13 protein-coding genes are annotated in these 13,462 nt (G+C 64.3%); 10 read left to right on the forward strand and 3 right to left on the reverse strand.

Translation table 11 applies throughout. From position 1 onward, the window contains the following. The first annotated feature begins 17 nt into the window (after nucleotides 1-17). The 6 genes from PCJ21_RS01705 to PCJ21_RS01730 all read left to right on the forward strand — a co-directional run bounded on the left by PCJ21_RS01705 (nucleotide 18) and on the right by PCJ21_RS01730 (nucleotide 7,032). Nucleotides 18-518 carry a RidA family protein gene (locus tag PCJ21_RS01705; protein ID WP_269929644.1) on the forward strand — a complete coding sequence of 167 codons (501 nt, stop codon included), beginning with the start codon at nucleotides 18-20 and terminating at the stop codon, nucleotides 516-518. A 107-nt stretch (nucleotides 519-625) separates the two neighbouring features. Next, the gene (locus tag PCJ21_RS01710) at nucleotides 626-1,906 is read left to right on the forward strand and encodes an acetylornithine deacetylase/succinyl-diaminopimelate desuccinylase family protein (protein ID WP_269929645.1); all 1,281 of its coding nucleotides are present in this window, start codon (nucleotides 626-628) and stop codon (nucleotides 1,904-1,906) included. A gap of 133 nt (nucleotides 1,907-2,039) precedes the next feature. After that, entirely contained in the window at nucleotides 2,040-3,521 is a 1,482-nt protein-coding gene (locus PCJ21_RS01715) for an ABC transporter substrate-binding protein (RefSeq protein ID WP_269929646.1), read from the forward strand. 78 nt (nucleotides 3,522-3,599) lie between these two features. Next, entirely contained in the window at nucleotides 3,600-4,547 is a 948-nt protein-coding gene (locus PCJ21_RS01720; RefSeq protein ID WP_269929647.1) for an ABC transporter permease, read from the forward strand. After that, nucleotides 4,544-5,413, forward strand: a complete 870-nt coding sequence (locus tag PCJ21_RS01725; RefSeq protein WP_269929648.1) for an ABC transporter permease — start codon at nucleotides 4,544-4,546, stop codon at nucleotides 5,411-5,413. The genes PCJ21_RS01720 and PCJ21_RS01725 overlap by 4 nt, the downstream gene beginning before the upstream one ends. Next, entirely contained in the window at nucleotides 5,410-7,032 is a 1,623-nt protein-coding gene (locus PCJ21_RS01730; protein ID WP_269929649.1) for an ABC transporter ATP-binding protein, read from the forward strand. The genes PCJ21_RS01725 and PCJ21_RS01730 overlap by 4 nt, the downstream gene beginning before the upstream one ends. A 94-nt stretch (nucleotides 7,033-7,126) precedes the next feature. On the opposite strand, the gene PCJ21_RS01735 is transcribed toward PCJ21_RS01730, so the two are convergent. Further along, nucleotides 7,127-7,558, reverse strand: a complete 432-nt coding sequence (locus PCJ21_RS01735; RefSeq protein ID WP_269929650.1) for a tellurite resistance TerB family protein — start codon at nucleotides 7,556-7,558, stop codon at nucleotides 7,127-7,129. Between the two features lie 245 nt (nucleotides 7,559-7,803). Between PCJ21_RS01735 and PCJ21_RS01740 the strand changes: the two genes are divergently transcribed. The 3 genes from PCJ21_RS01740 to PCJ21_RS01750 all read left to right on the forward strand — a co-directional run bounded on the left by PCJ21_RS01740 (nucleotide 7,804) and on the right by PCJ21_RS01750 (nucleotide 9,973). Continuing rightward, nucleotides 7,804-8,589, forward strand: a complete 786-nt coding sequence (locus PCJ21_RS01740) for a TSUP family transporter (protein ID WP_269929651.1) — start codon at nucleotides 7,804-7,806, stop codon at nucleotides 8,587-8,589. 49 nt (nucleotides 8,590-8,638) lie between these two features. Further along, complete coding sequence (locus PCJ21_RS01745) at nucleotides 8,639-9,472, forward strand: helix-turn-helix domain-containing protein (protein WP_269929652.1); 834 nt, start codon at nucleotides 8,639-8,641, stop codon at nucleotides 9,470-9,472. Between the two features lie 78 nt (nucleotides 9,473-9,550). Continuing rightward, on the forward strand, nucleotides 9,551-9,973 hold the full coding sequence (locus PCJ21_RS01750; protein ID WP_442865939.1) for a VOC family protein: 423 nt from the start codon (nucleotides 9,551-9,553) through the stop codon (nucleotides 9,971-9,973). Between the two features lie 3 nt (nucleotides 9,974-9,976). Here the strand turns inward: PCJ21_RS01750 and PCJ21_RS01755 are convergent, their stop codons facing one another. Next, nucleotides 9,977-11,446, reverse strand: a complete 1,470-nt coding sequence (locus PCJ21_RS01755; RefSeq protein ID WP_269929654.1) for a cobyric acid synthase — start codon at nucleotides 11,444-11,446, stop codon at nucleotides 9,977-9,979. A 3-nt stretch (nucleotides 11,447-11,449) separates the two neighbouring features. Beyond that, complete coding sequence (locus PCJ21_RS01760) at nucleotides 11,450-12,067, reverse strand: dimethylsulfonioproprionate lyase family protein (protein ID WP_269929655.1); 618 nt, start codon at nucleotides 12,065-12,067, stop codon at nucleotides 11,450-11,452. Nucleotides 12,068-12,185: 118 nt separating this feature from the next. On the opposite strand from PCJ21_RS01760, the gene PCJ21_RS01765 reads away from it, so the two are divergent. Further along, on the forward strand, nucleotides 12,186-13,361 hold the full coding sequence (locus tag PCJ21_RS01765; RefSeq protein WP_269929656.1) for an isobutyryl-CoA dehydrogenase: 1,176 nt from the start codon (nucleotides 12,186-12,188) through the stop codon (nucleotides 13,359-13,361). Nucleotides 13,362-13,462 lie beyond the last annotated feature (101 nt).

Raw genomic sequence — 13,462 nt, forward strand, 5'->3', positions numbered from 1 at the left:
GAAAAAAGGAGAAACAGATGACAATGATGCGGATTGCCGCCGCCACGCTTGCGGCTGGCCTTTTGCTCGCCGGCAGCGCGATCGCCCAGGACGTGACCCGCCACAAGACGCCAAACTCCAACTTCCCGATTGCCCAGGCGGTGGAAGTGCCGGCGGGCAAGACCACCGTCTATGTCAGCGGCGCGGTGCCGACGGTTGTCGACGACAAGGCCGAAAAGGGCAGCCTTGCGGCCTACGGCAACACCAAGACCCAAACCGAGTCGGTTCTCAAGTCGATCGACAAGACGCTCCAGGGGCTGGGCCTGAAGATGGGCGACGTGGTCAAGATGCAGGTCTTCCTCGTCGGCGATCCGGAAAAGGACGGCAAGATGGACTTCGAGGGCTTCATGGAAGGCTATACCCAGTTCTTCGGAACCGCAGAGCAGCCCAACCTGCCATCCCGCTCGGTCATGCAGGTTGCCGGACTGGTCGCGCCCGGCTGGCTCGTCGAGATCGAGGTAACGGCCGTCCGGCCCTGATGCAAAACTTCCGATGCCTGGCATGAGCCGGCTGCCGGCGCGCTCGACACTCAAGCGCGGATGCGCAAGACTGTCTTACTTCGGGTCAACCCAGAATCGTCAGCCGCATGTATGACAATCTTTTCAAGACCATAGACGAGCGCCGTGAAGAACTGGCGGAACTGACGGCAGAGCTGATCCGCTTTCCAACCATCAATCCTCCCGGCGACGCCTATCGCCCTTGCGCGGAATTCCTCGGCAACCGCTTGGCCAAGCGCGGCTTCGGCATCGAGTATGTCCGCGCCGAAGGAACTCCCGGCGACACCGACCGCTATCCGCGCGTCAACGTGATTGCACGCTTCGACGGCCGCTCGCGCGGCCCGACCGTTCACTTCAACTCGCACATCGATGTCGTCGAGGCCGGCGACGGCTGGACGGTCGATCCGTTTGCCGGCGTCATCCGTGACGGCCGCGTCTACGGTCGTGGCGCGTGCGACATGAAGGGCGGTCTCGCTGCCTCCGTCATCGCAGCGGAAGCGTTCATGGACGTCAACCCGGATTTCCCCGGCGCCATCGAGATTTCAGGCACCGTCGACGAGGAATCGGGCGGTTTCGGCGGCGTCGCCTTTCTCGCCGGCAAGGGCTATTTCTCGAAGCCCAGGGTCGACCACGTCATCATTCCCGAACCGCTCAACAAGGATCGCATCTGCCTCGGCCATCGCGGTGTCTGGTGGGCGGAAATCGAGACCAGGGGCGAGATCGCGCATGGCTCGATGCCCTTTCTCGGCGATTGCGCGGTGCGCCACATGGGCGCCGTGCTCGAAGCATTCGAGCGCGAGTTGTTCCCGGCCCTCGACCGCAAGCAGACGCGCATGCCGGTGGTCCCCGAAGGCGCACGCCGCTCGACGATGAACATCAACTCGATCCACGGCGGCCAGACCGACGACTTTCGCCCCGGCCTGCCCTCGCCCAACGTTCCCGATTCCTGCCGCCTGACCATCGACCGCCGCTTCCTGCTGGAAGAGAAGATCGACGACGTCAAAGGCGAAGTCACGAGCATCCTCGACCGGCTGAAGCGAGAGCGAAAGAAGTTCGACTACGAGATCCGCGACATCATGGAGGTGCAGCCGCTGATGACGGAGCGCGATGCACCGGTGGCGTCCGCCATTGCGAGCGGCATTCGCGAAATCTTCGACAAGGAGCCGGAATACGTCATCTCACCCGGCACCTATGACCAGAAACACGTCGCCCGTATCGGCCATTTGTACGATTGCATCGCCTATGGCCCGGGTATTCTCGACCTCGCTCACCGGCCGGACGAATGGGTAGGCATCGAGGACATGGTCCAGTCGGCGAAGGTCATGGCCGTCGGCCTCGATATATTGCTGCGCGGCAAGTTGAACGGCTGAGCAGCAAGAAACCGATACGTTAGGTACAAGAATTTCATTTCAGCAGCGTCGCTGCAATTGCAACAAACTTGATTTACTCGGCCGGGAATTCGCGCTTCTATCCGGCCATCGAAGTCAAAGCGGGGAGACCAGCATGAAGCAGTGGAAGACCATTCTCACGGCCGCGGCGATTGCGCTGGCGTCCAGCACCGCAGCGTTTGCCGCTCGCACTGATCTCGTGCTTGGCATGCCGCTTGAGCCGCCTCATCTCGATCCGACCGCCGGCGCTGCCGCAGCCATCGACGAGGTGCTCTATGCCAATGTCTTCGAAGGCCTGACGCGCATCGGCTCGCGCGGCGAGGTGCTGCCGGATCTCGCCGAAAGCTGGACGATTTCCGACGACGGCAAGACTTATACCTTCAAGCTGCGCTCGGGCGTGAAGTTCCACGACGGCAGCGACTTCAACGCGGACGACGTCAAGTTCTCGCTCGACCGTGCGCGTGGCGAAAACTCGGTCAATGCGCAGAAGGGGCTGTTCGCTCCCATCGACACGGTCGAGGTCGTCGACCCGACCACCGTCAAGGTGACCCTGAAGAACCCGCTCGGCTCGTTCCTCTACAATCTCGGCTGGGGCGACGCGGTGATCGTCGCGCCCGAATCCGCCGAAACCAACAAGGAAAAGCCCATCGGCACCGGGCCGTTCAAGTTCCAGAACTGGGCCAAGGGTTCGGCGATCACGCTGGTCAAGGCGGACGGCTACTGGGGCGACCCGATCGGCCTGGACAAGGCCGAGTTCCGCATCATTCCCGACGCCGCGGCAGCGATCCCTGCCCTGTTGTCCGGCGACGTGCAGGCGCTGCCGAATTTCGCGCTTGGCGATGCGCTTGCCCAGGTCCGGGCCGACCCGCGCTTCAAGGTGGTCATCGGCACCACCGAAGGCGAGACCGTGCTGTCGACCAACAACAAGAAACCGCCGTTCGACAACCTGAAGGTGCGCCAGGCCATTGCCCACGCCATTGACCGCAAGGCGCTCATCGATGGCGCGACAGGCGGGCTCGGGACGCCCATCGGCTCGCACTTTGCACCACATAATCCCGCCTATGTCGACCTGACGGGCACCTATCCCTACGACGTCGCCAAGGCCAAGGAACTGCTCAGGGAGGCAGGCCACCCCGACGGCTTCAAGGCGACGCTGAAACTGCCGCCCGTCGGCTATGCCCGCCAGGGCGGCGAGATCATCGCATCGCAGATGCGCGAGATCGGCATCGATCTGCAGATCATCCCGGTCGAGTGGGCGGAATGGCTGAAACAGGTGTTCAAGGACAAGGACTACGACCTGTCGATCGTCTCGCACACCGAGCCCAACGACATCGATATCTACGCCCGCAAGGACTACTACTTCAACTACGACAACCCGGCCTTCAACAAAGTCATCGATGAGCTCAACCTGACCTCCGACGAGGCAAAGCGCACCGAGCTCTACAAGCAAGCGCAGAAGATTCTCGCCGACGACGCCGTCAATGGGTTCCTGTTCGAATTGCCCAAGGTCGGCATCTGGGACGCCAAGGTCGAGGGTCTGTGGGAAAATTCGCCGATCCAGGCCAACGACCTGACCAAGGTGAAGTGGACCGACTAGCAAGAACCCTGTGAACAGACACCGCTCCGCAACCACCACGAGCTTTCGGAGCGGTGCTTTCTCGGGCAATTTGGTCCGATGACCGCATACCTGCTCAAACGCTTGCTGATCGGTGCTGCGACCCTCGTCGTGGCCTCGCTCGTGGTATTCCTGATGCTGGAGGTCGTTCCCGGCGATCCGGCGCGGCTGATGCTCGGCATGAGCGCCAGCGACGCCCAGGTCGAGTTGCTGCGCGACCAGATGGGCCTCAACCAGCCCTTGATCGTGCGCTACCTCGATTGGGCGCGCGGCCTGCTGTCGCTCGATTTCGGCAAGTCCTATACCTATTCGGTGCCGGTCATCGACCTGATCCGCGAAAGGCTGGTTGTGTCGCTGCCCTTGGCGCTGATCGCGCTCGCGCTGTCGACGCTGATCGCCATTCCCGTCGGCCTGTTTGCCGCCGCCCGCCGCGGCAAGGCCGCCGACACCGCGGCCATGGCAGTGGCCCAGGTCGGCGTTGCGATGCCCAACTTCTGGTTCGCGCTCCTGCTGGTCTATGTTTTCGCGGTCTGGCTCAGGCTGGTTCCGGCGGGCGGGTTTCCCGGCTGGGGCAACGGCGTCTGGCCCGCCCTCAAGGCGCTGATCCTGCCTGCCTTCGCGCTGGCCTTGCCGCAGGCCGCCATTCTCTCCCGCGTCACACGCGCCGCCCTGATCGAGGTTCTCGGCGAGGACTACATCCGCACCGCCCGCGCCAAGGGCATGCCGCAGCGCGCGGTGCTGTGGCGCCACGCCTTGCGCAACGCCATGATCCCGGTGCTCACCATCATGGGCCTGCAGTTCGCCTTCCTTCTCGCCGGCACCATCATCATCGAGAACGTCTTCTACCTGCCCGGCCTTGGTCGGCTGATCTTCCAGGCGATCACCCAGCGCGACCTGATCGTCGTCGAGAGCGTGGTCATGCTGCTGGTCGCCACCGTCATTGTCGTCAACCTGCTCGTCGACCTGTCCTACGCGCTGGTCGATCCGCGGCTGAGGACACGGCAATGAGCGATGCCATGCCACAAAAGCCGGAAACGCTCGCCGAGCTAATTGGCCGGGCGCTCGCCAACCGCTCCTTCGTCATCGGGCTTGCGATTACGCTGCTGATCGCGGCGATGGCGCTCGTCTCATTCTTCTGGACGCCCTACGACGTCACCAGGCTGATCGTCGCCGACCGCATGCAGCCGCCGTCTTGGAAACACTGGTTCGGCACCGACCATTTCGGCCGCGACGTGCTGTCGATGATCATGATCGGCGCGCGCAACTCGATTGCAGTGGCCTTCGTCGCCGTCGGCATCGGCATGGGCGTAGGCGTGCCGCTGGGCTGCTGGGCAGCGGCGCGCGGCGGCTGGATCGACGAAATGCTGATGCGTTTCAACGACCTGGTCTTCGCCTTTCCGGCGCTGCTGTCGGCGGTGATGATCACCGCCGTCTTCGGCCCGAGCGCGATCAACGCCATCATCGCCATCGGCATTTTCAACGTTCCGGTCTTCGCCCGTGTCGCCCGCGCCGGCGCGCTGTCGATCTGGCCGCGCGAATACATCCTGGCAGCCCGCGCCGCCGGCAAGGGTCCCTCGCGCATCACACTCGAGCACGTCCTGCCCAACATCGCCAACCTGTTGCTTGTCCAGGGCACGATCCAGTTCGCGCTCGGCATCCTCGCCGAAGCGGGCCTGTCCTATGTTGGTCTCGGCACGCAGCCGCCGATGGCGAGTTGGGGACGCATGCTGTTCGACGCGCAGACGCTGATGATGGTCGCGCCATGGCTCGCGCTGTTTCCGGGATGCGCCATCCTGTTGGCCGTGCTCGGTCTCAACCTGCTCGGCGACGGCATCGCCGACATCTTCGATCCGCGCACGAGGCGCCGGGCATGAGCTTGCTGAAGATCGACAAGCTGAGCCTGAAGATCGGCCGTCTGCCGGTGCTGAGAGATATCGACCTCAGCATCGAAGCCGGCGAAGTGATGGGGCTGGTCGGCGAATCCGGCTCAGGCAAGTCGATGACCGCCCTCGCCATCATGCAGCTTGCGCCTCTTTCGGCACGGACCAGCGGCCGCATCACCTTCGACGGGATCGACATCCTCGGCGCCTCGGAGCAGCAGATGTGCGCCTTGCGCGGCGACGACATCGGCATGGTCTTCCAGGAGCCGATGACCGCATTGAACCCGGTCAAGTCGATCGGCGCACAGGTATCCGAAGGCATCAGGTGGCACACCAGGGCGAGCCGCGCCGAAGCCGAGGAGCGCACGCGCCAGATCCTCGACCGCGTCGGCCTGCCCGAGCAGAAGTTTCCGCTTTCGCGCTATCCGCATGAACTGTCGGGCGGCCAGCGCCAGCGCGTCGCCATCGCCATCGCCTGCGCGCTGAAGCCCAAGCTGCTGATCGCCGACGAGCCGACAACAGCGCTCGACGTGGTGCTGCAGGCGCAGATTCTCGATCTTCTCAAGGAGCTGGTCAGGGAAAACAGGATGAGCCTGCTGTTCATCTCGCACGACCTTGCGGTCGTTACCGAGATCGCGGACAGGGTGACGATCATGCGTCAAGGCGCGGTGATGGAGAGCGGCGACACAGCCCGTACGCTTTCGGAGGCGGTCCATCCCTACACGCGCCAGCTGGCGCTGGCGTCGACGCATGTGCCGGCGCGCGTCCGGCCCACTGTCGAGCCCGACGCGGCAAATCTGCTGGAAGTTTCCGGGCTGACGCGGGACTATCCCGGTCGGCGCGGATCACTGTTCTCCCGTCCCGAGTCCGTCCGGGCGGTGGATAATGTCTCGCTGACGATGAAGCCCGGCGCATCCGTGGCGCTTGTCGGCCGCTCAGGCTGCGGCAAGTCCACCCTCGCCCGGATGATCCTGGCGCTCGACAAGGCAACAGCCGGAACCATCCGCTTTCGCGATCAGGACCTGACCCACGCCGCCGAGGCCGAGATGCGGCGGGCGCGGCGCAACATGCAGGTGGTGTTCCAGGATCCCTACGGCTCGTTCGACCCGCGCCACACCGTCGAAAGACTGGTCGCGGAACCGCTTTTCCTGCTCGATCGCAAGATCGACCGCAAGGAACGGCGCGACATGGTGGGACGCGCCCTGCATGAGGTCGGCCTCAGTCGCGCCGACATGGAAAAATATCCGCACGAGTTTTCCGGCGGCCAGCGCCAGCGCCTGTCGATTGCCCGCGCCATCATCACCCGACCAAAGCTCGTCGTCGCCGACGAGCCTGTGTCGGCGCTCGACGTCTCGATCCGCGCCCAGGTGCTCGACCTGTTTGCCGAGTTGAATCAGAAGCTTGGCATAGCCTATCTGTTCATCACCCACGACCTGACGGTAGCCCGCGCCATCACCGACGATGTCCTGGTGATGCACGAGGGCCGGATCGTCGAGCGCGGCAAGACATCGGATGTGCTCGATCATCCGCAGACGGAGGCGGCCAAGGCGCTGGTTTCGGCAGCGCCCGACCTGCACCGGGCGATCGCCCGCCGCCTGCAGGAACAGGGGTGAGCCGCCGCTGGCTCGACTGACTTCACCAAAGGCGGCCAGCGCGGGACGACGCGTGGCGGCACGGATCCGTCCGCCAAACGTTGAAAATGCGTCTCTACGAAGCCGGCTTGACCACGTCGACCGGACTGATGCCGAGCAGGTCGAGGCTGCGGCGCAACAGTTTGACCTCGTTTTCGGCAAGTTTGGCGTCTGCCTTGGCGATCTCGGCCATGTGACGCGCAAGCAGCTTGCGGCGCTCGACATCGAGTTCCTGGAACACGGCGATGGCCTGCGAGCCATTGGTCTCGTAGCCGAACTCGTTGAGATACTCGATGACGGGATCGATGCTTTCCTCGGCGATACCGAAGGCGTCACGGCAGATGCGGCGGAACGTGGCCATTTCATTTTCGCTGGCCTCGCCGTCGGCGAGGATCATGCGAAACAACAACAGCAATTCGGCCGACAGCACCGGGTCGTCGGCAACCTTGCGCACACCGGCGTCGCCTTCGAAGATCGAACGAATCTGGGCCAGTAAACCGCTCGCCATGCTTTTCCTTTCCTCTGCCACACCTTCGAAAGCCAGAATCGGCTTCGGCCAGGCCATGCACTCGCTCGTTCTATACGACACTTGCGCATCCAAATCATGCGCCAGCCATACCGCCTGTATCCGATATGGAACAAACTTTTGCGAAAGGCACTTGACCCGATGGCCCCCGCGTCGGCCGCTATTGCGCTATCTTGCCTGCCGTGATCGAACGCTCACGTTCCATCTCCCCAGGCCAATTCTCCCCAATGTTCGATCTTGCCACTGAAACCGTCGCCTTGCTGGCCGTTGCCGCCTTCCTTGCCGGGTTCATCGATTCCATCGCCGGCGGCGGCGGGCTGATTACGGTCCCGGCCCTGCTTCTCGCCGGGCTTTCGCCCGTGCAAGCCCTTGGCACCAACAAGCTGCAGTCCCTGTTCGGTTCGGCGTCGGCGACGATCAGCTACGCCGCAAAGGGCCATGTCGATTTGCGCAAGCAATTGCCCTGGACGGCGCTGGCCTTTGCCGGCGCCGTACTCGGCGCATTTCTGGCGACGGTTCTGCCGGGTGACGTCCTGCGTATTTTCCTGCCGTTCCTGCTCGTAGCTATCGCGCTCTACTTCGCCCTCAAGCCGAATATGGACGACGTCGACCGCACCGAGCGCATCTCGCCGTTCCTGTTCGGCATGACGGTTGTTCCCGTCGTTGGCTTCTATGATGGCCTGTTTGGCCCCGGAGCCGGCTCGTTCTTCATGCTCGCCTTCGTGTCGCTTGCCGGATACGGCGTGCTCAAGGCCACCGCCCATACCAAGCTGCTCAACTTCGCCTCCAACCTTGGCGGCTTCGTCGCCTTCGCCCTGGTTGGCGCGATCTACTGGAAGATCGGCCTGATGATGGGCATTTGCCAGTTCCTCGGCGCGAGGCTCGGCGCGCATATGGCCATGCGCAAGGGCGCCAAGCTGATCAAGCCGTTGCTGGTCTGCACCTGCGTTGCGCTGGCGATCAAGCTTCTGATGGATCCGACGAACCCACTGAGGGCGATGGTCGGCTTTTGACCGTCGGGCACGGCGCTGATAGCTTTCCGCCCTCAGCGGAGCCGGTGACATGGCCAGCGGCCAGGCGTCGAAGATTGCAGTTGAATGCGCCACGCCGGCGCCGATGGAGATCGTGCGCCGCCGGCCATCGCCGCAACTTATCGGCCTCGTCACCGAATTCATCGGCTATCGTGAACTTGTTGCCGGGCACAGCAGGCAGACCGAGGCAGCCTCGCTCACCGTCCCACTGGTCATAAGCTTCGGCGAAGCCTTCGCCATCGGCCTCAGCCGCGCCCCCGGCGACAACGACCGCTTCGCCAGCTTTGCTGCCGGCCTGCATCCTGGGCCGGTGGTGATCGACTCTTACGGCCGCTCCAGCTGCATTCAGGTCAATTTCACGCCACTCGGTGCCCGGCGCTTCTTCGCAATGCCGATGCACGAGCTAGCAAGCCGCATGGTCGAACTCGACGATGTACTGGGCCACGCCGGGCGCGCGCTGCGCGAGCGGCTTGGCGCGGAAAGTGACTGGCACCGCCGTCTCGACCTGGCGGAGAGCTTTGTCATCCGGCGCTTGGCGGCAGCTACGCCCACCTCGGCTGAGGTCCATGGCGCGTTCCAGGCGATCGTGGTCAGCGGCGGCCGCGCCCGCATTTCGGCGCTTGCCCGCGACATCGGCTGGAGCCGCAAGCACCTGGCCCATCGCTTTGCCGAACAAGTCGGTCTCGGCCCCAAGGCAGTCGCACGCATAGTCAGGTTCACCCGCGCTGACAGCCTGTCGCGCCGCCTTGGCCCGACCGACTGGGCCGATCTCGCTGCCGAATGCGGCTATGCCGACCAGGCGCATCTGGTCCGCGAGTTCCGTGAGATGTCCGGAACCCCGCCCGCCTTGCGCTCTCCAAGCTGATCCGCAGGTAACATTTCTTCAATACGGCGCCGGGCTCGGCTGCGAAACTCGCTCGACATTCGCATCAGGGAGATGGTCATGACCACGCCAGGCATCGAAGCACCGCGCATCTATCCGAGTTTCCACTACCAAAACGCAGCCGCCATGATCGACTGGCTCGGCGAGGCCTTCGGCTTCACCGTGCACGCCCGCTATGAGGATGGCGGCATTGTCCATCACGCCGAACTGGCGCTCGGGTCGTCGATGATCATGGTCGGCACGGCGCGCGACGACGCCTATGGCAAGGTCGTGGGCCGGCCGGGCAGCAATGGCGGCAAGTCCTCATACATTGCTGTCGACGACGCCGATGCCACCTATGCCCGCGCCAAGGCTGCCGGCGCGGCGATAATCCAGGAGCTTACCGACCGCGACTACGGCAGCCGCGAGTTCATCTGCCGCGACCCCGAGGGCAATGTCTGGTGCCTCGGCACCTACTGGCCGAAAGCCGACGATCCGGCCTGAACCTCAGCGCGCGGCGGCGAAGATCGCGTCGCAATCGAGATGCCGTTCCAGATGCTCGGCGATTTCGTCGAGGGCGCGCTCGACCTCGGCCCGGTAGTCGATGCCGCCGCCCTTGATGCCCAGGCTTTCGAGGAACCGCCCGCGAAAGCCATCGGCGCCGAACAGGCCGTGCATGTAGGTTCCGAACACCTTGCCATCGGCCGATGTCGCGCCGTCCTCGACGCCGTTGATGACGGTTGCCGGCCGGGTGCAATCCGGCCCGATCGTCCGCCCGAGATGGATTTCGTAGCCGGACAGTGGCTCGCCATACCGCACCGAGCGCGCCTCGACATTGCGCACGGTCTTTTCCGGGGCCATCACCGTCTCGACGTCGAGCAGGCCAAGCCCTTCGGCTTGCCGCACGCTACCCTCGATGCCGAGCGGATCGTGCACCATTCGGCCGAGCATCTGGTAGCCGCCGCAGACGCCGACGACATGGCCGCCGCGTCGGCGATGCGCCTCGAGATCGCGGTCCCAGCCGTTGTCGCGGAAATGAATGAGGTCGCCGATTGTCGATTTCGAGCCGGGAATGACCACAAGTCCAGCATCGTCGGGAAGCGGCTGGCCGGGCGGCACGAACACCACCTCGACCTGCGGTTCGGCGCGCAACGGATCAAGGTCGTCGAAATTGGCGATGCGCCCGAGCATCGGCACCGCAACTTTCAGCGCGCGTTTCTCGCCGCCAGCCAGGCGTTCGAGGATGACCGAATCCTCCGACGGCAGGAGTGCCGCCGCCTTCAGCCACGGCACCACGCCGAAGCAGCGCCAGCCGGTGAAACGCTCGATCGCCCTGATGCCGTCGTCGAACAGGCTGGCGTCGCCGCGGAACTTGTTGATCAGGTAGCCGGCGATCATGCGCCGGTCGTCCTCCGGCAAGATGAGATGGGTTCCCGCTACCGAGGCAATGACCCCGCCGCGGTCGATGTCACCGACGAGGATCACCGGTACGTCGGCGCGTGTGGCGAACCCCATGTTGGCGATGTCGCGCGGGCGCAGGTTGATCTCGGCCGGCGAGCCCGCGCCTTCGACGACGATCAGGTCGGCGCCCTCGCCCAGCTTCTGCCAGGAATCGAGCACCGCGCCCATCAACTTGGGTTTCAGGTCCTGGTAGTCGCGCGCCTTGGCATGACCGAAGACCTTGCCCTGCACCACCACCTGGCTGCCGATGTCGCTCTGCGGCTTGAGCAGAACCGGGTTCATGTGGATCGACGGCTTGACCCCGCAGGCGATTGCCTGCAGCCACTGCGCGCGGCCGATCTCGCCACCGTCGGCCTCACCCGGAATGTCGGCGACGGCGGCATTGTTGGACATGTTCTGTGGCTTGAACGGCCTGACGCTGAGGCCGCGATTGCGCGCCGCACGGCACAGTCCGGCCACCAGGACGGTCTTGCCGACATCGGAACCCGTGCCCTGGAGCATGATCGCCTTGGCCATGGTTCAGCCCTTCGCCTGCTCGATTGCGCCGGTCACGGTCGACTTCGCCGCCAGCGGCCCGCCGCGCCAGAGATAGAGCGCCAGCAGCGGCCCGTCGCCGGTGCGCATCGCGTGACTGACGTTGGACGCGTGGTGAACCAGCTCGCCAGCAGCGCGCAAGCGGAAGGCCTCGTCGCCCCTCCGCCATTCGGTGCCGCCCGTCAGGGGAATGTAGAGTTCCTCGGCGAGATGGTGATGGTCGGGATATTCAATTCCTGGGCCGAGCACCAGAAAGCCGGCTGCCACCGTCTCGTTGACGAAATGGCCGCGCGTCCCGAACAGCTCGACCCAGCCATAATTGTCGATGAAGTGCTGGCCGAAATCGGCCGCCGTGTAAGTCTGGCCCCAGCGCAGTTCCCCGCCCCGTTCGGCGAGTGCCACGGCCAGCGGCCGCGTGGCGTCGGAGGTCAGGGAAATGGTGCGGTCGAGAAGACTCGAACTCGCGATCGCCTTGGACTCCAGTGCCCTGGCAGGCATCGTCCAGTCGATGTCGGCAAGAAAGCCCGCCACCACGGGATCCGCCCCGCAGCTCTCCAGATAGGCCCGCAACGCCGCCAGCAGCTCGTCAAAATTTGTCGTCACGTCGCGTCTCGCCCACTAAATTGCGCACAGCCGCTCTGTGTCGAACGTCGGGTTGCACGGCGGCATCATTGGTCTAGATTGAACCGCGCGCATAGCCAAAAACGTCAGGGAGGCCGACATGGACGCCGCAAATGAAGCGACTGCCGGTCAATACGAGCTCAACGAGGATCAACTGGCCATTCGCGAAATGGCCGGCAGTTTCGCGGCCGAAAAGGTCGCGCCCTTTGCGCTCGAATGGGACAAGGCCAAGCACTTCCCCGAAGATGTGATCCGCCAGACCGGCCAACTCGGCTTCGGCGGCCTCTACGTCAAGGAAGATGTCGGCGGCTCGGCCCTCGGCCGCCTCGACGCGGTGCTGGTGTTCGAGCAGCTGGCGCAGGCCTGCCCCGGCTTTTCGTCGTTTATCTCGATCCACAACATGGCCGCGTCGATGATCGACCGCTTCGGCAACGAGGAGCAGCGACAGCGCCTGCTGCCGAAGCTGACGTCGATGGAATGGCTGGCCAGCTATTGTTTGACCGAGCCGGGCTCGGGCTCGGACGCAGCCGCGCTCAAGACGAAGGCGGTGCGCAGCGGCGGCAACGGCAGCGACTTCGTCGTCAACGGCACCAAGCAGTTCATCTCCGGCGCCGGCGACAGCGACGTCTATGTCGCCATGGTGCGCACCGGCGTCGACGGCCCCAAGGGCATCTCGACCCTGGTCATCCCCAAGGATGCGCCCGGCCTCTCCTTCGGTGCCAACGAACACAAGATGGGCTGGCACATGCAGTCGACCCGCCAGGTCATCTTCGACGATTGCAAGGTGCCGGCCGAAAACCTGCTTTCCGATGAGGGTTCCGGCTTCGGCATCGCCATGGCCGGCCTCGACGGCGGCAGGCTCAACATTGCCGCCTGCTCGGTCGGCGGCGCGCAGTCGGCGCTCGACAAGGCGCTGGCCTACACCGCCGAGCGCAAGGCCTTCGGCCAGACAATCGACCGCTTTCAGGCGCTGCAGTTCCGCCTCGCCGACATGGAAACCGAGCTCCAGGCGGCGCGCCTGTTCCTCTATGCGGCGGCCTCGAAGCTCGACCGCAAGGCGCATGACGCCTCGAAATGGTCGGCCATGGCCAAGCGTTTCGTCACCGACACCGGCTTCGACATCGCCAACGACGCGCTTCAGCTGCTCGGCGGCTACGGCTATCTGCACGACTACGGCATCGAGAAATTGGTGCGCGACCTGCGCGTACACCAGATCCTCGAAGGCACCAACGAGATCATGCGCGTCATCATCGCCAGGCATTTGATTGGAAAGTAAAAAGTCGGGGGCAGTAGGGGAGTAAGGCAATGAGGCAATAGCTCAACCTTTCACTCCTCATTGCCCTATTCTCCTACTCCCTTACTGCCCTATCCCACCGG

It is taken from the genome of Aminobacter sp. HY435, assembly GCF_027568395.1.
Taxonomy (GTDB): Bacteria; Pseudomonadota; Alphaproteobacteria; order Rhizobiales; family Rhizobiaceae; genus Aminobacter.

Coding starts and splice junctions, on each gene's coding strand:
- PCJ21_RS01705 (WP_269929644.1), top strand. CDS start 18: ATGACAATGATGCGGATTGCCGCCGCCACGCTTGCGGCTGGCCTTTTG.
- PCJ21_RS01710 (WP_269929645.1), top strand. CDS start 626: ATGTATGACAATCTTTTCAAGACCATAGACGAGCGCCGTGAAGAACTG.
- PCJ21_RS01715 (WP_269929646.1), top strand. CDS start 2,040: ATGAAGCAGTGGAAGACCATTCTCACGGCCGCGGCGATTGCGCTGGCG.
- PCJ21_RS01720 (WP_269929647.1), top strand. CDS start 3,600: ATGACCGCATACCTGCTCAAACGCTTGCTGATCGGTGCTGCGACCCTC.
- PCJ21_RS01725 (WP_269929648.1), top strand. CDS start 4,544: ATGAGCGATGCCATGCCACAAAAGCCGGAAACGCTCGCCGAGCTAATT.
- PCJ21_RS01730 (WP_269929649.1), top strand. CDS start 5,410: ATGAGCTTGCTGAAGATCGACAAGCTGAGCCTGAAGATCGGCCGTCTG.
- PCJ21_RS01735 (WP_269929650.1), bottom strand. CDS start 7,558: ATGGCGAGCGGTTTACTGGCCCAGATTCGTTCGATCTTCGAAGGCGAC.
- PCJ21_RS01740 (WP_269929651.1), top strand. CDS start 7,804: ATGTTCGATCTTGCCACTGAAACCGTCGCCTTGCTGGCCGTTGCCGCC.
- PCJ21_RS01745 (WP_269929652.1), top strand. CDS start 8,639: ATGGCCAGCGGCCAGGCGTCGAAGATTGCAGTTGAATGCGCCACGCCG.
- PCJ21_RS01750 (WP_442865939.1), top strand. CDS start 9,551: ATGACCACGCCAGGCATCGAAGCACCGCGCATCTATCCGAGTTTCCAC.
- PCJ21_RS01755 (WP_269929654.1), bottom strand. CDS start 11,446: ATGGCCAAGGCGATCATGCTCCAGGGCACGGGTTCCGATGTCGGCAAG.
- PCJ21_RS01765 (WP_269929656.1), top strand. CDS start 12,186: ATGGACGCCGCAAATGAAGCGACTGCCGGTCAATACGAGCTCAACGAG.